Origin of the sequence: Psychromonas sp. KJ10-2 (assembly GCF_047323255.1) — a bacterium.
GTDB lineage: Bacteria > Pseudomonadota > Gammaproteobacteria > Enterobacterales > Psychromonadaceae > Psychromonas.
Genome location: NZ_CP178827.1, coordinates 3807295 through 3831949, shown reverse-complemented (window position 1 = coordinate 3831949; position 24655 = coordinate 3807295). Strand labels below are relative to the sequence as shown.

Below are 24655 nucleotides of genomic sequence, written 5' to 3'. Positions count from 1 at the left end.
ACAATGCTTTTAGTTGAAAAATTTTTGGTGTTAATAAAGTACAAAAGATTAACTCCGTTTTACAAGACTTTATTAACAATACACCACAGATCAGTTCTGCTGTGATTTCTACACCAGATGGGTTTTGTATTGCCTCTTCTAAATTTAATGATAATTCACAGGAAAAACTAGCAGCGATGAGTGGCTCAATCCATTCACTAGCCAAGTCTATTTCACATGAAATTTCCGGCCATGGCTGCGATATGTTAATACTTGAAAGTAATTTAAAGAAAATAATTTGGTGTACAATACAGGCCGAAACAACTACAGTTGTGATGACGTTTATTTCAGAAGATAAAAAACTTCTTGGAGAGTTACTTTTATCGGCAAAACAATGTTGTAAACTTATTCAAAAAATTCTAAATGATAATCAATTAAACTAAGGAAAGGTTATAAAAATGGCAAATATTGAAAAAGCTTTAACACAATTATTAGAAATCAATGGTGCTGTTGCTGCGTGTATCGTGGACAGTAGTTCAGGTATGGTTCTTGGTAAGTTAGGTGATAGCATAGACCTAGATATGGCTGCTGCGGTTAATACTGAAGTAGTATCTGCAAAGAAAAGAGCAATACAAGAATTAAAACTTGATGACGAAATTGATGATATATTAATTACACTAAACAAACAGTATCATATCATTTGCCCTCTAAAATCAAATACTGACTTATTTATTTATTTAGTGCTAAGTAAATCAATTGCTAACTTAGCATTAGCACGCCTTAAAGTTAATAGCGTAGAAGCTGATTTAACAATCTAAACACAGTCAGCCTAAACACTTTCAGTCTAAATATAACAAACGAATCAAAATCTGAATTTTGTTATTTGACAAAGGTTAAGAGTATATTTTCAGACAATATACTCTTTTTTTACAAAAATTTTGATGCATAGACATAATACCAATCATACTAATTAACTGATCTCATTTTACTTGTTAAAATAACTTATTTCTTTGTAGTAAATTTCATGAAGAGAATAGCCATTAAAGGATGAATATTTTTTCGTTCATTCTCCGACAGATGATTAACGAAGTTAATCATAGATAGGCTCAATTTACGCCTTAAACTAAGCCATTTTTCATACGTAAAATTTAGATCACTTATTTGATATAATAGCTTCATAAAACACATCCCTACAACACTCTTAATAGTGTTTAGCCGCGTATTCACGCACTCGTTTTAACCTTCCAATCATGGCAATTATATTAAATGTGCGTACGATATTTCACATACGAAGACTGAGAGGGGTTAGAGTGAGGTTAAAACATAATACCAATAATAGTAAGTAACTGATCTATTTTACTTGTTAAAACAACTTATTTTTCGTTGTAAGTTTCGTATAGGGAACAACCATTTACATCAACTTACGCCTCAAACTAAGCCATTTTTCCGGCGCAAAATTTAGATCAGTTATTTACTACAATTGGTATAACTTCAGTCTCACAAAGGTAAGCTGAGTTAAAACATCTCCCGAGAATTAACCAAAAGATGTTGATTAGCGTGATGGGTATAACATGGCTAGCATAAATGCATGCGAATAAGCATGTCAGCAGGAGTGTATTAACTCACTATAACAACTAAAACTTTGCATTCACAAACTAGAGTTGTATACAAAAATGCATTGTGAGATTACTTGTTATAAGCGATTTTATATTAGTTATTCGTGTCTTTGATTAACTTATCTAAATCCTTTGCTGGGATTGGTTTACTAAAATAGAAACCTTGGAAGATGGATAAACCAAGTTGCTTTAATAATTCAAACTGAGGCTTCTCTTCCACTCCTTCAGAGACCACTTGCATATCAAAATTATCGGCTAGACTGATAATCGACTTGACCATCATTAAGGCTTTTTTATCATGATTAATATCTTGCATAAACGAGCGATCAATCTTTATTTCATCTATCGGTAAATCACGCAAATAGCTTAAAGATGAAAACCCAGTTCCAAAGTCATCAAGTGAAACGGAGATGCCAATACCTTTAAGTTTATATAACTTAACGGTCGCGGTTTTTAAATCTTTAATAAAAATAGATTCTGTCACTTCAACAATCAATTTACTCGCATCAATTTGATAACTATTTACCACATCAATAATCTTTTCTGCGAAATCTTTTTGCCAGATCTGTTTAGCGCTTAAATTTACAGCAAGTGTAAAATGCGCTGTTTCAGGAGATGTTTGCCATTTTTTCAGTTGTTCACAAGCTTGCTCAAGTACTTGCATGCCAATAGGAATAATTAAATTACTCTCTTCAGCCATAGCAATAAAATCATAGGGTGCTAATAAACCTAAACTAGGTGCTGCCAACGTACTAAGGCTTCTGCACCAATGATTTGGCATGTATTAGAGTATTTAGGCTGTAGGTGGATGCAGAAGTCAAGGGCCTCAATAGAATCGCGCATACTTTTTTGTAATTCACCGCTATGGTTTAAATCATTTTCAGTTGCAGGGTCAAGGATGACTGCTTCATTACCACCGTTGCCTTTTGCTCTATATAGCGCCATGTCAGCTAATTGTAGAATTTTATTTTCTTGCACATCGCCAGATTTAAAAATGACACCGCCTAAACTTGCAGTCACTTCATATTCAATTTTAATGTCTTGTAAATCACTGGTTAAAGAGACCGCTTCAGATAACAAATTAATTACTTGATTAGCATAGGTTGTTGTGTAGGCTGTCGCTGCTGATAACTGTTTATCAACCAGAGGTAGGATCACTACAAATTCATCGCCACCAAATCGCGAAATTAACTCTTCACCTTGTTTATGGCTCAATAATTTTTGTGCGATGATAGTTAATAATTTATCGCCCATGTGATGGCCATAACTATCATTGAGCAACTTAAATCGATCAAGGTCTAAGAACAGCAAGGCGCTATAAACGTCCTCTTCTTGGCTTTTTTTCAGTGTATTAGATAGGTCTATTTCAAACTGAAAACGATTGTTAAGCCCTGTTAATTGGTCATGATAAGCTAATTCATTGATTTTTTGTTTGTTATACATTTCTTGGGTGATATCCATCGCTAACCCGACCACTAATGTTGGGTTATTTTGAGCATCACGTTCAGCAATTCTCCCTCGGTCCCACACCCACATTACCACCCCATCAGGTCGTCTTAAACGATATTTAATATTCAATGTCACATCATCATCTAGCATCGCTTCAATGGCATCAAATACAATCGCCTTATCTTCTTCAAAAATACAATTTGCGTACTCATCAAAAGAGCCTTCACCTGCACAAACACCAGTCATCAACTCCCATCGCTCATTATAACTAACATAACCGGATTGAGGGTTCCATTCCCATAACCCTTCCTCTGAAACACCTAATACATTCTGTAAGCGAGCTTTGTTTTTCTCAGACTCTTCTTGTAATTCGATTATTTCAGTAATATCTTTAGAGATAACAAATAGTCGCAATTGCTTGTCTGCATTATAGAAAGGGATCTTAATCGAGTAAAAATGATGTGTTTTATTGTCTTTAACATCAACAAAAACATCAAAGGTTTCTTCAGTTTTAAATGTATTTAACACAGATGTTGTATTTTTTAACATGGCTTCAGACTGCGCTAAATTACCAGTAAAATCATAATCTGTTTTTCCAACTAACTCGGCTTCCGTTGTGTTATACCAGTCAGTAACACGCTTATTACCATAAATAAAGCGCCCTTCTTGATCCTTAATTACGACAAAATCTGTAATGTTTTGGAGAATATGATTAGTAATATAGAGTTGTTTTTTGTAAGTAATAGTTGCGATGCATAGTAGACTCGCAGTTATCACTAAGAAAAGGAGCAAAGCACTGAGTAAACTACCAAATTGAAGTGGCAGTAAAAAATGAGTTAACCAAATAAAAACCGATGCCAGACAAGCTATCGCATACACGTAGATGTACTTTTTTGTAGAGATTAATTCTACAACATTAGCCATATCCAATTCCCCATAGATAAAAGATCTTATTTTCACATATTAATCATTAAAAATTAAATAAATACTAATAATTAGCTTTTAAAGTGAAAATATTGATATGTAATCAATAATTTAAACCTTTACTCATAAAATTAGTTTAATAATTTAAAAATAGCTAACTATAGGTGGAAATTCTAAAACAACTACACAACATTCAGCTAAAAACTCTCATTACTGATAAACAAGAGTTTTGTATTAACTTTGAAATTTTTAAGTCCCGTTTTAACCTAAAGTAGTGTCCAACAACATCATTAAAGCAAAGCCAATCATCAAGCCTATAGTGGCGACAGTTTTATTACCATTGCTATGGGTTTCTGGGATCACCTCATTGGAAACAACAAACAACATTGCCGCCCCCGCTAATCCCAAACCAATCGGATAAGCAATCATGAAGCCACCCGCTAGACTCACACCGAGTATTGAACCAAGTGGCTCTAACACCCCTGTTGCTGCTGCAATCAACACTGAAAAGACAGTGCTAAACCCGGTCGCCCGCAATGTGAGTGCAACGGCTAAACCTTCCGGAATATCTTGCAATGCAATTGCAGTAGTTAAAGGTACTCCTACAGATAAATCACCTTGCGCATAACCGACCCCAATCGCCATCCCTTCGGGAAAATTATGTAATGCGATGGCGAACACAAATAACCATGCTCGACTACAGGCTTCATGGCCTGCACCACAAGGCCCTGAATCCATATGTTCATGGGGCACAAATTCGTCTAAGCCCATCATCAACGCAACACCAATAACCATACCAAATAACACAACCATAGAGCCTAAAAAAGAGCTACCTGTAAAATCTATTGCAGCTTCAATACCAGGCAATAACAGTGAAAATGCAGAAGCGGCTAACATCATTCCGGCCGCAAAGCCAAGCATCGCATCTGATAATTTACGCGGGATCTCTTTAATAAACAGCGCAGGTAACGTACCAGCGGCAGTAGCCAAAAAACCAGCTGTGCCACCTAACAGGGCATATTTTAAATAAGCCTGCTCGCCTAAATGAATGGAATGTAGAATCAATAAAGTGATTAATATAACAGAGGCAAGTAATGCGATAATAAGATAAGGATGGTGCTTACAGTGCTGTTTAAAAGCCACTAACCAGCTTTCTGGTGCAGTTATTTCCATAGTAAATCCTCTTGGTGCCATTCAATTGCAATACACAGAGTTAATATGACGCTCCCTTATTAACGCATACTATGAGATAAATTAACAATTTAAGTGTGTTTTGTTTTTTACGCAATGTCTATTTATTAAAATACAACTGAAACTAACATGTTACTAGCATTGCTTTATGTAACTTTAAATCGAGACTTTATAACCATGAAGCGTTAGCCTTGTTACATTAAAAAATTTAAAGCTAAAGGAGCATAGGTTGGTTTTTTATTAATAGGAAAGCGACTTAAGTTGGTTAAGTTGTTTTCCTGAAAGCCATGAAATAACATTTTCTAATACATCTTCAAAGGCTTTTCAAATGATTGCTAACCTTTTGCTTAATGTATCACTCAGGCTCTTTTAACAAATTTAGCCGTTACCATCATTTCGCCAACACCATCTACTTTACAGTCAAGTTGGTGATCTTTACCTTCAACTATTCGCTTAATAATGGCTTTAGTCCCGACCTTAATCACTTGAGAGCTTCCTTTTACTTTAAGGTCTTTAATCATGGTGACCTTGTCCCCTTCATTAAGCGATGTACCATTAAAATCTTTAATTTTTAAACTCGCTTCTTCAGCAAGTATTTCAGATGGGTTCCACTCATAGGCACATTCAGGACAGATCAACTGATTTTGATCTTGATATACAAATTGTGAGTGACATTTTGGACAAGGAGGATTCGACATATATTTCTCATTTAATTAAATTTTAACGCATATTATAAACATAAGTTATCACTCTGTAGAAAGCTAATAACGCTTCCTGCTAGCAACAATCAATCATTCCGCAACAGCCAAAACAAAAAGTGAATTTACCCCACTTAAAATCTTAAATACTGCGCTATATCAAAACGAGCGCCTGACACGCACAGTATATTGATAGCATCAAGTTACTCCTAAGTTAAGGGTATTTATGACACCAGTTATCGCTCAAACTATTACTCAAATTATGTTGCCCGTTGTATTGGGATTAGTGATGTTAGGGATGGGGTTGAACTTAAAAATAAAAGACTTTAAAGCTGTTTTAAACACACCTAGGGTCGCTATTATTGGTTTTTTACTACAACTGTGTTTACTACCTATATTGGCACTGCTTATCATTAAAGCCTTTTCGCTTGATCAAGCCGCAGCGGCTGGTTTGTTTTTATTGGCATTATGCCCAGGTGGGGCAACATCAAACTTATTCTCTTTTATTGCAAAGGGTAACCTTGCCTTAAGCGTTTGCTTAACCAGTATAGTCAGTATGTTATCGCCACTTATTTTACCCTTAGCTTTTATTGGCTTCATTCATTACACAGGTAACGCAGATAGCAAACTTTTCAATTTACCACTATTGCCTGCAATCAAACAGCTCACTGTAGTGACCTTGCTACCTACCGTTATTGGCATGTGTATAGGTTATTTTGCTGATCAGTGGTCACAGTCTGTTATTCCTTTAATTAAAAAGATTTCAACAATTTCCATGTTAATGATCATTAGCGCCCTTGTTCTGGCCAATCTAAGTATTATTCCAGCAATGTTTTCGTTACAAGGTGTCGCAGTAATGGCCTTATGTAGTTTGGCATTAATCATTGCCTATTTTATTACTGGAAAACTGAATGTTAATGATACTGATAGAAAAACCATTGCCATAGAAGTGGGTGTTCAAAATGCAGGTACAGCAATGATGATTGCCTTTACTATTATGCATCAACCTGCATTAATGACGATTCCATTAATGTATGGGTTATTAATGAATATACCCGCATTCCTGTTTGTGTATTGGTTGTTAAATAAAGGCAAGCGCCAAATAGCTATTTCGGGAAACGTAGTTCCATAGAGGATTAGAGAGGAAAGATCTAATATAAGAAAATAAAACAAGGCTAGCCTTTATTAAAATAAGAGACTAGCCATAATATTAATGAACTTATTTAGAGCTTATTAACGGCGTTGGTCTTTTCTGGTGATATTTTTTTCAACCGTCAAATGACCAAGTAATTTAGCAATAGGCTCGGGGATTTGAAAATAAAAACCCTGAGCGAGATCGCAACCATTATCTCTAACAAACTCCAGTTGCTCTTGGGTTTCAATCCCCTCTGCCACACTTTTCAGCTGTAATGCTTTAGCAATCGATATCGCTGCTTTTACTACCTCTTCAGCAGTGCCTATTCCACCTATTTTTGAGATAAAGCAACGATCAATTTTTAGTTGGTCAAAAGGATTGTTAATAAGGTAACCCAAATTCGAATAGCCAGTCCCAAAATCATCCATGGAAAATAATACATTCAATTTTTTATATCGCGCTAAATGCTTTTGGTTTTGTTCATTAGATAAAATAACTTTTCTTTCGGTTATTTCGAGCGTAATCGCATTGTCTTTGATATTGAATTGTTGCAGATACTTTTTAAAGGTAAAGAAGAGTTCGTCGCTTTCCAAATCTTTTAATGAATAGTTAATCGCGACTTTGCAATCATAATCATTAGATTTACTTATTTCATGGATTGTTCTCATCACATTTAAAGTGATGTATTTAGTAATCTCAGTAATAAGCTCAGATTCCTCTGCCAATGGAATAAACTTATTCGGCATGATTAAACCAAGTTTAGGGTGGTTCCAACGGATCAATGCTTCTAAATGCGAAAGGGTCATTGTTTTCACATCGACAATGGGTTGATAGTAGATCTCAAATTCATCGTTATTCAACGCATCTCTGATTGAACTTTCCATGGTTGCTTTTTCAAAAGCATCCGATGAAAGCTCTTGTGAGATATAACGATAAATATTACGCCCATGCTCCTTTGCATCATACATAGCAATATCAGCTTGGCGTATTAATTCATCGCCAGAAAGGCCATCATTAGGATAAATACTAATGCCAATACTGGCACCGACTTTTATCTTATGCTCTTCAATAATCATCTCTTTTTGAATCGACTCAAGCAAGTTAGTAGCAATTTTAGAGGCATCAAGTGCAGAATCTAAATCTTGAGCAATCACAATAAACTCATCACCGCCGACTCTTGCAACGGTATCTTCAGAACGTAACACCTTGGTAAAACGATTAGCGACTTCTATTAATACCCCATCCCCCACCTTATGTCCCAGGCCATCATTAATAATTTTAAAACGGTCTAAATCAATAAAGAAAACCGCAATGTGCTTCTTAGAACGGCGCGCTTCCTGTAACGCATGTTCTACTCGGTCTGATAATAAAGTTCGGTTAGGTAAACCAGTTAACGAATCGTGATTCGCAAGGTACTGTATTTTATCCTGAGATTGTTTAATCAGAGAGATATCCGTTAACACCACCACATATTGGATAATGTTACTCTCATCATCTCGGACAGCGCTTATATTAAGGTAAACAGGGAAAACGTCCGTATTTTTAGCCTTGCAAATAATCTCTCCCGACCAAATACCGCTCTGTTTATAAGCACGTTCCAAATCATTATAAAACTCTTCACTATGCATCTCAGAGCGAAGTATTGATAAAGATTCACCTTTAATATCATCAATGGAATAACCCGTTAAATTTTCAAAGGAAGGATTAACATTAATGACGTTTGTTTCTTGGTCGGTGATAACAATGCTTTCTTGTGTGGTCTTAAATACGGTTTTTGCTTGGATACTATCTAAAGACAAGCGTTTTTGTGTATTGATATCTTCAATAACAGAGATGAAATACTTAGGTTGACCCTGCTCTCGAATAATCGAAACAGAAAGCATGGCCCAGAATAACTCGCCATCTTTTTTATAATAACGCTTTTCTACTTTATAGGAGTCACTTTTTCCATCTAGCAGTTCCTGAAAGTAGACTAAATCATTCTCTAAATCATCGCTACAAGTGATATTTTGGAAGGTTAAATTCATTAACTCTTCTTCACTATACCCCAACATCGTTGAAATCGTTTTATTGACCGAAATCCACTCACCTTTAAGTCCAACATGTGCAATACCAATATTGGCATAATCAAATGTGGCCTTAAATTTTTGCTGGCTTAATAATAACTCTTGGCGCGCATAGGTTTCTTTTGAAATATCCGATGCAAATGACCAAATCTGTGAATTGCCCTTTTCATCTCGACTTAAATAATCTTCAGTTCGAAGAATGGTATCCATACCATTTTCCGATTTAATATGAATGTTGTAGGGACCAAATTTACCACTTTCAGTGAGTTCTTTTTCTCGATTTGAAAAATCAATGTCCATCTGTACAGGGGCTAAGTTTAACCAATGCTTCGCCAACAATTGCTCTCTGGGTAACCGACAAAAACCTTGCATTGCCGTATTCGTTTTGAGAATAATACCTTCCAGATTAGTAATCACCACTCCGTCGTTAATATTATCTAATACAGATTCATATCGATCATTTAACGCACCATAGCTTTCCTTTATATTGGTATTCTCTAGATACATCTCTTTTAGTTCAGCATAAGCCGTGTGTAACTCTTCATTGGTTGACTGCAACTCTTCATTACTGGTTTCCATCTCTTCATTAGTTGCTTGAAGCTCTTCATTGGCACTTTGTAACTCTTCATTGGTTGATTGAAGCTCTTCATTAGAAGTTTCAAGTTCTTCAATAAGCGTTTGCATATGCTCTTTAGTACGTTGCAATTCAAACTCTAACTCCTGAGAAGATGAAGGCAAAGGCTCGCTTTCAGTTTGATTCAAGAATGGAAAGTCATCACCAGAGATACTTTGAAAATAATAAATATAGGTTTGATTGCGACCATTCAATACTGGAACGAGATACACTTTGATAAATCGAGTTGTGCCATTTTTATGTGGTAAAGGAATATAACTACTAACAGCCACCGTTGCACCTTGCTTAAGGTCACTAAATAACTTCCTCAAATCCATTGCTAAACGTGAATCAACAATTTTATAAATATTATAGGAAACATACCCTTCTGGTATCGTGAAAAAATCCAAATCGCCTTTTTTATAAATGACATCAAGTTGCTCATTAGTAACAATCATATTTGGCATCAATAGCTTGGTTGCTTCGGCTATAATTGTATCTTGTATTGGCCTGTTTACTTGTTTTGTAGTGGCATTATCTAATTCAGGCTGAGTGTAGACAGGAGGCTTAACTGTGATTGCAGGATAATTTTTTTGTGTGAAGCCACACTTTTAAATATTTTATTAGTTTTATCAACAGGGGCAAAAGAGTCTTCAAAATTAGTGGCATTCTCGGATTTCCCAAGAAAAAGTAACCCGTTACTTTTTAATGCATAATGGAAAGCAGGCATGATCCAGTTTTGTGCATCAAGGTTAAAGTAAATTAATAAGTTACGACAAACGATAAGGTCTACATCTTTAAACGGAGGGTCAGATAAAAGATTATGATAAGAAAACACTATATTTTGTCGTAGTTCTTTTGTGGCTTCAAATTCATTATTTGAAATGGTGAAGTAATCTTTAATATAAGTATCAGACACCTTAGTGATTGATGCTTGACTGAAAACACCTCGACGAGCAATTTTTAAGGCATCTTCATCTATATCTGTTGCAAAAATTCTCAGGTCTAGAGATTGCTGCCGTTCATTTAATAATTCATTTAATATAATGGCAACAGAATAGGCTTCTTCTCCTGTGGATGCTCCCGGCATCCAAATCCGCAACTCTTTTAAGTCAGGAGTTTGCTCTAAGTAAGTATTCAAATGATTTTCAAGCGACTCGTAAGCTTCATTATCTCGAAAAAAGCTTGTCACTCCGATTAAAATATCTTTAAAAAGTAACTCAACTTCCTTGGGCGAGCTTGAAATTAATTTAACGTATTCATTTAATGTAGTGACTTTTAATGCCACCATTCTGCGTTCAATACGTCGCCCAATGGTTGCTTTTTTATAAACGGAAAAATCAACATTTTTTGCTTTATGTAATAGCTCAAAAATGACCGATATATAATCATTTTCAGGCGTCACTTGATGTCTTTTTAATACATTTTGTCGAGGGAAGTTAGCTAATGAAACCAGCTCTTTCCCTATCTTTTCAGGCTCAATTAAAATATCAACGATTGAACCGTTGATTGAAGCCATTGGCATACCATCGTATTTTGCAGTACTAGGCTCTTGAACAATGGTAATCCCTCCTTCGGCGTTAATCGCACGCATACCTTGCGAACCATCTGAGCCAGTGCCCGATAAAATGATGCCAACCGACTTTTCTTTTTTATATTTAGCGATGGATATAAGCAACTGATTCACAGATGGTTTTGGCAAGAACGAATGTTTTTCGGGAGCGGATAAAATGAGTTGGTTTGCTGCGTTTATCTCAACATTTGTATTGGGCAGTGTAATATAAATAACGTCACTTTCAAGCTCTTCACCACTTTCCACCTCCTTAATACGCAAGTTACTTTCTCTAGCAAGTAACTCAACCAGCATAGTATTATGCTTAGGGCTAAGGTGTTGAGCGACAATATAAGCACAGTTATTACTTTCAGGTAATCCCCTAATCAGTGAAGTTAGCGCCTCTAACCCACCCGCGCTCGAGCCGATGCCTACCACCATTGAACCATTCGTTTCTGAAATTAGTTTTTCTTTTGGAAGTACTGCATACTTTTCTCGTTCTGATAGCATTTTTTGTTCATCGATTAATGCTTGATAATCGCCACCTGTTAACACATTATTGATAACTCGCCCTAGTGTTTCTGTATCTGTCGGTCGACTCACGAAACCATTAATTTTATCTTTAACCGAATCTAATAAGAAATCTTCTTGAATATAAGCGCTGAATATAATGATGGGTGTGTTTGTATTGGCTTTGCGTATTTCGTGAATTAATTCAACGCCACTCATTTTCGGTAATTCGATTTCAGTGATCACTAATTGTGGCTTATGGTGTTTAAACTTTGCTATCCCCTCTAACCCATCATCAGCTTCAATAACCTTTGCAAAATTTTCATGAAGAAAATCTGAATATACTTTGCGTGTATTAGCTGCATTTCTAATATAAAGTATGGTTGCATCGTATTTCATTTAATCACCTTGATAGAGGCCAAATATATATTTAGCTAAATTTAAATCAGAGTTAGGAAAGGTTTAAAGTTAAAGGGTAATTTCAATTTAACATGTCCCTAGGATACTTTTTCTATCCATACTCAAAAGTAGAAGTGCTGTTTAAGCCACTTTAATTCTGGATAACGAAATCGTTTCAACACATTAATTTCTCAAAAATTTCAGCATTAAATTACCTTTTACAACCAGCAACCACAATCATTTTTGAGCTGTAAAAACTCATTAAACTATATAAAATTAATTATTTAATGCGTTGATATTTAACTAAATTACACTTTTATTAAGCATAACTAAAGTTAAGTAGATAACCAAAATTATAAGATAGTAATTTTAGAGTAATTTGATATTATTAGCTAGACGCAGCTGACTTTAATTATTTATAAAATAAATGCTCTTTGGTCATTATATTCTATTAACAACATCAAAAAACCCATCAAAGTTGCTTATTTACACCACTAATTTAGCTGTTTCATAATACAAATCACCCTTTACGCTCACTTCACAAAAAATAAAGCGATTAGTGCTGTTTATGGGAGTTATTCAATGTCATGGGGATACCTGCTGACACAGATAAAGTGGAATTGGGAATTGCCTGCATTCCCACACAAAGCATGGGAACCAGTAAGACTGTCGGAAAGTACAGGTAAGCAGTTCTACGATATAGCTTCGTGTCTGCATTCCCACACAAAGCATGGGAATCAGTAAGACTGTCGGAAAAGTACAGGTAAGCAACTCGGCAATATAGTTTCAAGTCTGCATTCCCATACAAAGCATGGGAACCAGTAAGACTGTCGGAAAAGTACAGGCAAGCAGCTCTGTGATATAGTTTCAAGTCTTCATTCCCACACAAAGCATGGGAACCAGTAAGACTGTCGGAAAAGTACAGGTAAGCAGCTCGACAATATAGCTTCAAGTCTGCATTCTCAAGCAAAGCATGGGAATGAAACAGCTAAAACTTTTAACCTTTAACTTTTAACCTTTAACCTTTAACTTTTAACCTTTAACCTTTAACTTTTAACTTTTCCTTCTTAAATACTTCTAACCTTTTAACTCAGTTAACTTTAACCTAACACGTTTAGCGGACACTGGATAAGGTGTCCCCAACTGTTGAGCAAACAGTGAAACACGTAGTTCTTCCATCATCCAATACACTTCTGCTAAACCTTCATGTTCATTCTCATTACTTAAAAGCTGTTTACATAAAGCACGGTAACGTTCTTCGAGTTCATGAAGTTCAATGGTGTTTAGTCGATCTTGATTTGGGTTTACAGGTAGTTTTTCTAAACGTTTTTGTAACGCTAATAAGTAACGTTTAATATCATTTAACTTGGCTTCACCCACTTGGCATACAAAGCCAGGGAATATCAAACGTTCTAGTTGTGATTTAATGTCACCTTTGGCTACAAGCATAGTTAATTCAGCCTTACCTTTAAGCAGTTTATTAACAGCATGGGCTAGGGTTAACACCTCTTCAACCTGCTGCGTAATTTGTAAGGTTTTATCAGCTAATTCAGCGCGTACTTTCTCTTTTTGCACTTCAAATTCAGGCGCTTCTTGCGGATGTACTTCACCGTCTAGAATGGCATCCACCGCACAGCTTATACAATCATCAATTAAGTCTTTAATTTGCCCAAAGGGATTAAAATACAACCCTAACTTAGCTTTATTGGGCAAGCTTTGTTGCAGGTATTTAATCGGTGATGGCACATTTAATAGAATTAAACGGCGAACACCAGCTTGGTTAAAGCGTTGCGCTTTGTCTTCACTATCAAACAGCTCAATGGCCACACTTTTGTTTTTATCTACTAATGCAGGATAGGCTTTAACTTCGTAACCACCGTGATCTTTCTTGAATGATTTAGGTAATTTACCAAAGTCCCACTCAACTAAGTCAGACTTCTCAATGCCTTGTTTCGACACTTTAGATAAAGTTTGTTTTACCTTACCTTTTAGGTCGTGTTGTAACAATTTTAGGTCGGTGCCCACGGCAACACTTTTCTGTTTGTCGTCAACCACATTAAACTTAATACGCAGATGCGTAGGTAAGGCATTCACATCCCATGAATTTTCAGGAATACGTACACCCGTCATGCGTAATAGTTGTTTTTCAAAGGCTTCTAATAAAGACCCTTGTAATGGCGCTAAATTAGCCATAGCTGCTTCTGCATAGTTAGGCGCAGGCACAAAGTTACGGCGTATCGCTTTAGGTAAAGTTTTGATTAACGCGACTAATAACTCTTCACGTAACGCCGGAATTTGCCAATCAAACCCTTGCTCAGATACTTGGTTTAACAAGGCTAAAGGAATATTTACCGTGACACCATCTTGGCTAGTGCCCGGCTCAAAGGCGTACTCTAATTTTAAGCGGAAATCACCCTTTTGCCAAAAATCAGGATAAGCATTAGCAGTCACTTTATCGGCATCATGCGCCATCACTTGATCACGCTGATAATTTAATAACTCAGGTTGCTGTTTCTTTTCACGATTCCACCAGCTATCAAACTGTTTAGCACTACAAACATTTTGCGGCACAATTTCATCGTAAAATAGGAACAGTGTTTCATCGTCCACCAAAATATCACGACGACGTGATTTATGCTCTAACTCTTCAATATCGTTTAATAACGCTTGGTTATCTTTAAAGAATTGATGGTGTGTTTCGAACTCCCCTTCTACTAAGGCATGACGAATAAACAGTTCACGACATAATACAGGATCGATTTGTGTGTAAACAACACGACGTTTGCTGACGATAGGAATGCCATAAAGCGTTTGTGTTTCAAACGCCCCTACTACCCCCGATTTTTTCTGCCAATGCGGCTCAGCATAACTGCGTTTAATAAGGTGTTGTGCTTGCTTCTCAACCCATTCAGGTTTGATACGCGCAGCGACACGTGCAAATAATTTAGAGGTTTCAACTAACTCTGCAAACATGCCCCATTTAGGCTGTTTTTTAAATAAACCTGAACCAGGGAACATATAGAATTTACTATTACGTGCACCTAAGTATTCTGCATCTTTATCTTTTAAACCAATATGCGACAGTAAACCTGCTAACAAGGCTTGATGAATAGCATCAAAGCTTGAAGGTGTATCGCTTACTTTAATATCTAACTCATCAGTAACTTGTTTGATTTGAGTGTAAATATCCTGCCATTCACGCACACGCATGTAGGCTAAGAAATCTTTCTGACACATTTTACGGAAGTTGTTATTGGTTAACTCTTCACGTTGTTCATTAATGTAATTCCATAGGTTTACATAAGTGATGAAGTCAGACTCTTTATCATAAAAACGACGATGCTTTTCATCAGAAGCTTGTTGCTTATCCATTGGGCGTTCACGAGGATCCTGGATACTTAACGCAGCACTGATCACCATCACTTCATGTACACAATTAAACTCTTTTGCCGCTAGAATCATTCGTGCTAAGCGTGGATCGACGGGTAACTTGGCTAATTGACGTCCTAGTCCAGTGAGCTTTTTACGTGGATCTTTAGCCTTTAAATTAACGGCCCCTAACTCTTCTAACAGGTTTAAACCATCTTTAATATTGCGATCTTCTGGTGGCTCTACAAATGGAAATTTATTTAATTCACCTAAACCAAGCGATAACATTTGTAGAATAACCGACGACAAGTTAGTACGCAGTATTTCTGGATCGGTAAACTCTGGTCGTCCATTAAAATCTTCTTCGCTGTATAAACGAATACACACACCTTCACTAACACGACCACAACGCCCTTTACGCTGATTGGCACTAGCTTGTGAAATAGCTTCGATAGGTAAGCGTTGTACTTTAGTGCGGTAGCTATAACGACTAATACGTACTGTCCCCGTATCAATCACATACTTAATACCAGGGATAGTTAATGATGTTTCAGCTACGTTGGTGGCGAGTACAATGCGTTGACCACGATGGCCTTGAAAGATTTTATTTTGCTCTGCCACACTCAAGCGAGCAAACAAAGGTAACACCTCAGTATCACGCAATTTACGTTTAGTTAAGGCCTCTGCAGTATCACGAATTTCACGTTCACCATTCATGAAGATAAGAATATCACCACGGCCTAAACGTTGTAACTCATCAACAGCTTGGAAGATACCTTCAATTTGATCACCCGCCGCATATTCATCTAATGGGCGGTATAAGGTCCCCACAGGGAAAGTACGACCAGATACTTCAATAATCGGTGCAGGTTTACCGCGTTTATCTGAAAAGTGATTTGCAAAACGTTCAGGGTCGATGGTTGCAGAAGTAATAATCACTTTAAGGTCTGGACGACGAGGCAACAGACGTTTTAAATAACCCATTAAGAAGTCGATATTTAAACTACGCTCATGGGCTTCATCGATAATAATCGTGTCGTATTGACTTAAAAAACGGTCATTTTGAATTTCCGCTAATAAAATACCATCGGTCATCAATTTGATGTACGACTTGTCACTCACTTTATCGGTAAAACGAACGCGGTAACCAACGGTTTCACCTAACTCAGAATCCAACTCATCGGCAATACGATTAGCAACGGTTCGCGCTGCTAAACGACGTGGCTGTGTATGGCCAATTAAACCAGACACACCGCGTCCTAACTCTAAACATATTTTAGGAATTTGCGTGGTTTTACCAGAGCCTGTTTCACCAGCGATAATCACCACTTGGTTATGCGCGATCGCTTCGGCGATTTCATCTTTTTTCTGGCTGACCGGTAAGTCTGGATAACTTACTTCGGGTAGGTTGTCTAAACGCTGTTTACGCTTGTCCATTGATACTTGAATATCAACGGCTATTTTGGTCAAACTCGCTTCTACTTTTTCGGGTGTTTTTAGATTGCGCAAATCATCAATTCGGCGCTTAAGGCGGAACTGATCTTTATATAACACGTCATTTAAATGGTCTTTTAAAGTAGTAGCAGAAATGGTCAAAACAGGTACCTAGCAGAAACAAAAAAGCGATCCTAGCAAGGCTAATGAAAAAAGGATAGTGGCAGTTCAACGTTTAGGAATGGTATTACCAATAAACAATCCAGTTTAACGGGTAAAAATAGAAGCCAGCGCTAAAACTACTAGTTATACCCATCACACTAAGTAACAGATCTATTTTACTTATTAAAATAACTGACGCCTTCGTTGTCATTTCCGCCAATAGAACAACTATTTAAGCATTAACCTCTTTTGGTTAATTCTCCGATAGACTATTAACGAAGTGAATCGTCGAAAGGCGTAACTGACGCCTTGAACTAAGTCATTTTTTCTGCGCAAAATTGAGATTACTTATTTAATACCATTGCTATGGTCACTGACTTCGCGGCATTTTTACAACTCAATGGCCTCTGCAATCACCTTGAGTGTTAATCCAGCTTTGTGTTGTTGAGCAACCTCTTTTTGTAACATAGCGAATAGGTCATTTTCTTTAAATAATACCGCTGGTACATCAAGCTGTAATTTATCACCTTCTAACTTAATTTTTGCTAATTGTAGTGGAAAGTCTCGGCGACCTAGCGTTAGGATAATAGCGACCCTTAACAGTTGCACTAATTGATAATATTCACTTTCAGTGATCATATCTGATACAACAGCTTGTTTAATTTTGCCACGATGATCACCCACCATAGTCGCGATTATTTCCTGTCCCTGCTCACTAAAACCGGGCATGTCTGAATGATGTAAAATATAAGCACCGTGATGTTGACGCTTTTTAGAGTGGATATTAATGCCAATTTCATGGAGTAAAGCCGCATAACGTAAGAACATAAAGTGCATCTCGTCCAGTGCTTTACCTTGCTCAGCCAGTTGCTGGTTAAATAACTGAAGTTGTAATAACACACGTCTACTAAATACTTGGTCGATACGATGCAGGTGTAATAAGTTATTTACAGTACGATCACGTGGTGCCATATCTTCTTCAGTACTGCTTAGTCCGTATAACACCCCCTCACGTAACGCTGAGGTACAGACATTAATGCTCTTTATGGCAAACTCATCCATAAAACTACTGACAATAGCTAATGCCGCTGCAGTGAGTTCAAAACGGCTCTCTTCAATACTTTCTAGTCCTAGTTTATCGAAGGTTTTAGCCCCAACAAATTGAGCAATTAAACGACGTACACGCTTTTCCGTAATATGACTATCACCATATAACTCTAATATACATTGTTTAATAGACTTGTAAGAACCAGAAGTGCCTAACACGCCTTTCCAGCCTAACTGTAGACATTCTTCTACAATAGGCGCTAAAGTTTGTCTTGCTTCAAATTGCGCTTGGCGCATGCCTTTACGAGTGACTTCACCTTTATCAAAGTAACGTTGTGCAAACGAGCGAGATCCCATCTCTAAGCTTTGTGCAAATTTTATTTTAAAACGCTTACCAATAACGAATTCAGTGCTGCCACCACCAATATCCATCACAAAGGTAGTACCTTTCAATGGGTAAGTATGAGCGACACCTTGATAAATTAGTTTGGCTTCTTGCTCACCGCTGATCACTTCAATAGGATGAGGGAAAATGGCTTTAGCGCGTTCAATAAACTCATCACTGTTGATAGCAACGCGAAGGCTGTAAGTAGCCACAATGCGTACTGCACGACAAGTCAACCCTGACAGTTGTTGGTTAAACTCAGCAAGGCAATCTAAGCCTCGCTGAATCGCTTCTTCCGATAAGACTTTATTTTCATCTAAGCCACTGGCTAAACGAACACTTTTCTTATTAGTGAAGACGGTTTGAATACAGCCTGTTAGCTCTCTTGCTACAATCAAATGAAAACTATTTGAACCTAAATCAATAGCGACTAAATGACAGTCCTCGTTCATATCTCTTCCTTATTATTATTTTAGTGCTTTAACTTCTTCTTTATTAATCTTTTGAAGATAATCATAAATCACCATTTGCGAGCGTAATGAGTCATCACCCTTCTTCGGTTTTAAATATTCATTGGATTGATCTGAATTTAATATTCTTGCTTTGCAGTTATCAGCTAACTGAATGTTAATAATATCGACAATGGTTTTTTGTACTTTAGGACAATAAATCGGACAACCCACTTCGATGCGTCTTTCAATATTACGGGTCATCCAATCCGCCGAGGAGATATAAACTCGCTGATCTCCTCCATTAGAAAAAATAGAAACGCGTGCATGCTCTAAGTACCTATCTACAATACTCACCGCAGTAATATTGTCACTTTGTCCCGGAATACCTGGCACTAATGCACAAATACCACGCACAATTAACGTCACTTTCACACCTGCTTTACTGGCGCGATACAATTGTTCAATAAAGATATCATCCACTAAATTATTGAGTTTCAGGATGATTTCACTTGGGTAACCTTGCTTAGCGAATTTAATCTCTTTATCGATTAAGGCAATTACGCGATCTCGAGTATGTGTAGGCGAAACAATCAGGTGCTTAAACTTAAATTGTAGGTACGGTGATTTAATAAACTCGAACACCTGCGCCGACTCTTTACAAATATCTACATCGGCAGTAAACAAACTAAAATCAGTGTAGATTTTAGCGTTACTTTCGTTAAAGTTGCCGCTACCCACATGCGAATAACGAACAACTTTCCCTTCCTCTTCACGGGTTACTACACATAACTTGGCATGTACTTTTAAGTTACTCACGCCATAGGTTACATGCACACCAGCATTAGATAACTCTTCTGCCCATTCGATATTAGCTTCTTCATCAAAGCGCGCTTGTAGTTCGATATTTACGTGTACATGTTTACCATTTTTAACCGCTTCAATAAGTGCTTCAATCACAGCTGAACGTTTGGCTACTCGGTATAAACATATTTCAATACTCACCACCTGTGGATCAAAGGCAGACTGTCTTAGCCATTCAGTGAAGTAACTAAATTTATGGTAAGGGTAATACAGTAAAATATCTTGCTCTTTGATTGCCTGTGTAATATTGCGGTAATTATCTAAAACGGTATGCGGTAAAGCAGGTAATTTTTTATAACGTAATTCTTTAGAACCAATAGATGGAAATTGGATAAAGTCTTTAAAACTTAAATAACGACCACTTTCATTTAAGCGTTTATTGGATTTTATTTTCAAGCCTTTTTTTAACACTTCTACCATGGCTTCAGGCATTTTTCTATCATAAAGCAAACGCACGGGCTCTGCGTTTAAACGTGAACGAAGTCCACTAGACATACTTTCTAATAAGCTTTGGTTTATCTCACCGTGCACTTCAAATTCAGCATCACGAGTTAATTTAATTGAAAAAGCACGAATATGGCTAAAATCATAAAAAACACTAAATACTGACTGTAAAGAATGACGAATAATATTATCAATTAAGATAATGTTTTTTTGCTTGCTGTTTTGATCAACAGGCAGCTCTACAAAACGTGGAACATCACTCGGCACTTCTACTAAGGCGTAATGGTCTTTTAGGTCTTCTTCAGCAGTACGCATCTCGATCATAAGATAAGTACAATCATTTTTAATCTGTTCAGTTAGATTAATTTTATCAGTAATCATCAAGGGAAAGACATGGCTACTTAATTCATTATGAAAATATTCTGTTAGCCATTTTTGTTGATATTCATTGAGTTGCTTTTCATTAATTAGGTCAATATCGTGATCGCTTAGTTGCAGTAATAATTCTTGATAAGTCTGATCAAACTCATTTTGTAACTGTTGCACCTTTTCCTGAATTTCAACAAACAGCTGTTTGGCTTTATCTTTTTTCTGAAACTGGCTTAAAAAAGCAACACGTCTAACACTGGCTACACGCACTTGATAGAACTCATCAATATTACTTGAATAGATACCTAGAAAACGCAGGCGTTCAATAAGAGGAACGGTTTTATCTTGAGCTTCTTGTAATACACGTTGATTAAAGGATAACCAACTCAATTCTCTATCGAAGTAGTGTTGTTGCGATGTTGACATAATATTCTGCATTCCATTGATTAAGTGTAAGACTTTTCAAACTAGTCAAAGAAGATGACAAGGGTATGGCTAAAATATGAAATAAAAGTGACACAAAGTAGTAATAAATATAAGGGGAAAGGATCGACTAAGCAAATAATATTAAACAATAAAATACTAAAGTTTGAACTGCAGAAACAAAACAAGCAGGCGAACCTGCTTGTTTTATTGAAAGGTAATAAAGCTCACCTAATAAGGTTTATATCAGTTATTTTTAGCCATGATTTTCATTGTGGCGATAACAGCAATAAAGGCAATACTCGCTGCCGTCAATGAGATCGCCATAGAGCCGGTAAAACCAATGACTACGAACCCCACAATAGACACGAATGCCATTGATAACGCATAAGGTAACTGTGTTGATACATGATCAATATGCTTACAACGCGCACCCGTTGAAGACAAAATAGTTGTATCAGAAATAGGAGAACAATGGTCGCCAAATACAGAGCCAGCTAATACTGCGCTTAACATAGGTAACATCATCGCTAAATCCGTGGCCCCCGCCATATCACCTGCAATCGGTAACATAATACCAAACGTTCCCCAAGAGGTGCCTGTAGAGAAAGCCATCGCACCTGATAATACAAACAGAATCACAGGTAACCAATGTAAGCCGATATTGCCTTGTACTAACGTCGATAAATAAGTACCGGTATTCATATCGCCGATCACACTACCAATTGACCATGCAAAGAACAGGATGATAATTGCGCCAAACATCGATTTAGCCCCCACCCATAAAGCAAAGCGGATATTATCAAAAGTTTGTTTTTGTTTTAGTACCGTAAATAGCGCGAGTACTAAGCCTACTAAGCCACCATAAACTAATGATGCACCTACATCGGTATTTTCAAAAGCACCTAACACAGAAAAAGGTTTACCCACTTCAGCTAAGGCACCGTTACCGGTGTAAACCATAAAGAATAAGGTCGCAAGAATAAGCCCAATAATAGGGTAAACTAAATCACCTACTTTACCACGTTGGTGCTCTTCAATACCTAACTCATCTTGTAAATCAACGTGACTTGCATCTTCCACTGAGCCATTGCTTTGTGCCGCTTGCTCATGCTTTTTCATTGGGCCTATATCTAACTTAAATAGGATCACAGCAAACACCATTAACAGCGTAAACAGCGCATAGAAATTCATTGGAATTAAAGCGACATAAGCACCTAATGGCGAGTATTCAGTCATACCATGGCTTACTAAAATACCACCAATGATAGTCATGATGTAAGCACCCCAGCTTGATACAGGCATCAAGATACACATAGGTGCTGCAGTCGAGTCAAGAATATAAGCCAGCTTGGCACGTGACACACTAAAACGGTCAGTCACTGGACGTGAGATTGAGCCCACCGCTAAACTGTTAAAGTAATCATCAATAAAGATAAATACACCTAAAAATGCAGCAAGCAGAGACGCTCCACGCTTATTTTTAATATGATCTAATGCCCAATCAGCAAAAGCACGCGTGCCACCAGACAAGGTTAATACTGCCGTCATCATACCAAGCAACAGTAAGAAGGCGACAATACTCATATTCCAAGTATTTAAACCGCCATCTTCTACTACAACGCTTTTAACTGTGCTGTAAATATATTTGCCAGCCTCTACCACTGAATAGTCAGCCAGTAACATAGCACCTAATACAATACCGATACCGAGAGAGATGAGTACGCGACGCGTAATAATAGCCAACCCGAGCGCAACGGCTGCAGGTAAGATCGACAGCATCGAAGCTGAATAGTCGATTAAAGACATGAAACTTTCCTTTGGTCTACATTAAATTAGAAACTGCAAACAGTCAGTTTCTAGACAATGTGTTTTAATTGAACGATAAAGTCCCAATCACACTAATTAAGTGCTCTATTTGACAGAATAAATAGGCTTATCACTTCGCTATTCATTTGCTCAAGAAATGCCTTAAGCAATCAAACTAAGTATTAAACTAGGCTATTTTTCCTGTACATACATTTAGCTCACTTATTTAATATAATCGGCATTAAATACCGAGTTCAGGGGGCGGGATTTTATACTAGTTTGAACACAAAAAAACCCCTACTCTTAAAAAGAGAGGGGGTTTATGTTTTTACTATAATTTAAAACAAATATTGATTGATTTATCGTTTACAACAGTTCAATAAACCAACAATCTTGCCCGTTAAATTTAGTTAGCGATCATTAATGAGTCGTTGATACATTCAAGATTAGTGTTACCCATTAAATATGTATCGATAGCACGTGATGCTTCACGGCCTTCATTAATACAACGTACAATCAATGATTGACCTGTACGCATATCACCAGCAGCAAAAACACCTTCTTGATTGGTTTGGTAATCATCAGTTTTAACGTTACCACGCTCATCTAAGCCAATTTCTAATTGTGCTAATACACCCGTTGGTTCTGGGTGTAAGAAACCCATTGCCAAGAAAGCTTTAGTACAAGGAATTGAACGTACAGAACCTTCAATCTCTTTAAAGTTTGGACGTTGACCCGGTGCTGCTTCTTCCCATTCGATATCCGCAACCACTAACTCTTTAACGTTACCGTTTTCATCACCGATGAACTCTTTAGTCAGGATAGACCAATGACGATCAACACCTTCTTCATGTGAAGTAGTTGTTTTTAAGATCATTGGGTACGAAGGCCAAGGCATATTAACAGTACGTTTTTCAGGTGGAATAGGCATGATTTCCACTTGCGTTACTGACGCTGCTCCATGACGGTTTGACGTACCCACACAGTCAGAGCCTGTATCACCACCACCGATAACCACTACGTGATCATCAGCTGCATGAATCTCTTCTGTTTTAAGGTCCATATCGTTAGCACGACGGTTATTTTGACCTAGGAATTCCATTGCAAAATGAACACCTTTCAGGTCTCGACCTGGAATAGGTAAGTCACGCGGTACAGTAGAACCACCCGTCAATAACACCACATCAAACTGCTTACGCAAATCTTTAGCATCGAAATCAACGCCAATATGTGCATTCACAACCATTTTAATACCAGCTGCTTCCATTACCGCGATTTTACGATCGATAACGTCCATACCCAGTTTAAAGTCAGGAATACCAAAACGTAATAAACCACCTACTTTTTCGTCACGCTCATAAACTGTCACGGTGTGACCCGCTGAGTTTAATTGCTCAGCAGCAGCAAGACCCGCAGGACCTGAACCAATGATAGCCACTGTTTTACCCGTACGAGATGTCGGAATTTTAGGCGTCACATAACCATTTTCGTAGGCTTTTTCAACGATGGTTTTTTCGATATTACAAATCGTAATTGGGTCTTGGTTGATCCCTAATACACACGAGGTTTCACAAGGAGCAGGACAAACACGACCAGTGAATTCAGGAAGTTGTTTGTAGAGCTTAGGATATCCCAAGCTTCTAACCAACTTTCACGATATACCGCGTCATTGAATTCAGGGATGATGTTACCAATCGGACAACCGCTGTGACAGAAAGGAACACCACAGTCCATACAACGAGAAGCTTGGTCATTAACTTTTTTACCA

General features: G+C 37.2%; 13 protein-coding genes and 1 pseudogene. 3 read left to right on the top strand and 11 right to left on the bottom strand.

All coding sequences use genetic code 11. The annotated features are described in order from the left end of the window. The first annotated feature begins 20 nt into the window (after window positions 1-20). Window positions 21-422, top strand: coding sequence for a roadblock/LC7 domain-containing protein (locus ACLKL2_RS18900; protein ID WP_413694367.1), 402 nt, complete (start codon window positions 21-23; stop codon window positions 420-422). Between the two features lie 15 nt (window positions 423-437). Then, window positions 438-797 carry a roadblock/LC7 domain-containing protein gene (locus ACLKL2_RS18895; RefSeq protein ID WP_113817648.1) on the top strand — a complete coding sequence of 120 codons (360 nt, stop codon included), beginning with the start codon at window positions 438-440 and terminating at the stop codon, window positions 795-797. 892 nt (window positions 798-1689) lie between these two features. On the opposite strand, the gene ACLKL2_RS18890 is transcribed toward ACLKL2_RS18895, so the two are convergent. From ACLKL2_RS18890 to ACLKL2_RS18875, 4 genes are all read right to left on the bottom strand, one after another. After that, complete coding sequence (locus ACLKL2_RS18890; protein WP_413692804.1) at window positions 1690-2343, bottom strand: EAL domain-containing protein; 654 nt, start codon at window positions 2341-2343, stop codon at window positions 1690-1692. Then, the gene (locus tag ACLKL2_RS18885; RefSeq protein WP_413692803.1) at window positions 2325-3968 is read right to left on the bottom strand and encodes a diguanylate cyclase domain-containing protein; all 1644 of its coding nucleotides are present in this window, start codon (window positions 3966-3968) and stop codon (window positions 2325-2327) included. Before ACLKL2_RS18885 ends, ACLKL2_RS18890 begins: the two co-directional genes overlap by 19 nt. Before the next feature lie 261 nt (window positions 3969-4229). After that, the gene (locus tag ACLKL2_RS18880; RefSeq protein ID WP_413692802.1) at window positions 4230-5141 is read right to left on the bottom strand and encodes a ZIP family metal transporter; all 912 of its coding nucleotides are present in this window, start codon (window positions 5139-5141) and stop codon (window positions 4230-4232) included. A gap of 377 nt (window positions 5142-5518) precedes the next feature. Beyond that, window positions 5519-5857: a zinc ribbon domain-containing protein YjdM gene (locus ACLKL2_RS18875; RefSeq protein WP_413692801.1), complete on the bottom strand. Its 339-nt coding sequence runs from the start codon at window positions 5855-5857 to the stop codon at window positions 5519-5521. A gap of 226 nt (window positions 5858-6083) precedes the next feature. Between ACLKL2_RS18875 and ACLKL2_RS18870 the strand changes: the two genes are divergently transcribed. After that, a complete protein-coding gene (locus ACLKL2_RS18870) occupies window positions 6084-6989 on the top strand; it encodes a bile acid:sodium symporter family protein (protein ID WP_413692800.1) in 906 nt (301 codons plus the stop codon). A gap of 101 nt (window positions 6990-7090) precedes the next feature. Here ACLKL2_RS18870 and ACLKL2_RS18865 read toward each other — a convergent pair whose 3' ends face one another. The 7 genes and pseudogenes from ACLKL2_RS18865 to ACLKL2_RS18835 all read right to left on the bottom strand — a co-directional run bounded on the left by ACLKL2_RS18865 (window position 7091) and on the right by ACLKL2_RS18835 (window position 24621). Continuing rightward, on the bottom strand, window positions 7091-10138 hold the full coding sequence (locus ACLKL2_RS18865; RefSeq protein ID WP_413692799.1) for an EAL domain-containing protein: 3048 nt from the start codon (window positions 10136-10138) through the stop codon (window positions 7091-7093). 71 nt (window positions 10139-10209) lie between these two features. Beyond that, entirely contained in the window at window positions 10210-12132 is a 1923-nt protein-coding gene (locus ACLKL2_RS18860) for a CheR family methyltransferase (protein WP_413692798.1), read from the bottom strand. 1077 nt (window positions 12133-13209) lie between these two features. Continuing rightward, complete coding sequence (gene hrpA / locus ACLKL2_RS18855) at window positions 13210-17097, bottom strand: ATP-dependent RNA helicase HrpA (RefSeq protein WP_413692797.1); 3888 nt, start codon at window positions 17095-17097, stop codon at window positions 13210-13212. Between the two features lie 390 nt (window positions 17098-17487). Continuing rightward, window positions 17488-18981, bottom strand: coding sequence for a hypothetical protein (locus ACLKL2_RS18850; protein ID WP_413692796.1), 1494 nt, complete (start codon window positions 18979-18981; stop codon window positions 17488-17490). Between the two features lie 15 nt (window positions 18982-18996). Further along, window positions 18997-21081 carry a polyphosphate kinase 1 gene (gene ppk1 / locus ACLKL2_RS18845; protein ID WP_113819115.1) on the bottom strand — a complete coding sequence of 695 codons (2085 nt, stop codon included), beginning with the start codon at window positions 21079-21081 and terminating at the stop codon, window positions 18997-18999. A gap of 243 nt (window positions 21082-21324) precedes the next feature. Continuing rightward, entirely contained in the window at window positions 21325-22887 is a 1563-nt protein-coding gene (locus tag ACLKL2_RS18840; RefSeq protein WP_413692795.1) for a Na+/H+ antiporter NhaC family protein, read from the bottom strand. A gap of 406 nt (window positions 22888-23293) precedes the next feature. Then, window positions 23294-24621: pseudogene (locus ACLKL2_RS18835) on the bottom strand (glutamate synthase subunit beta). Between the last annotated feature and the right edge of the window lie 34 nt (window positions 24622-24655).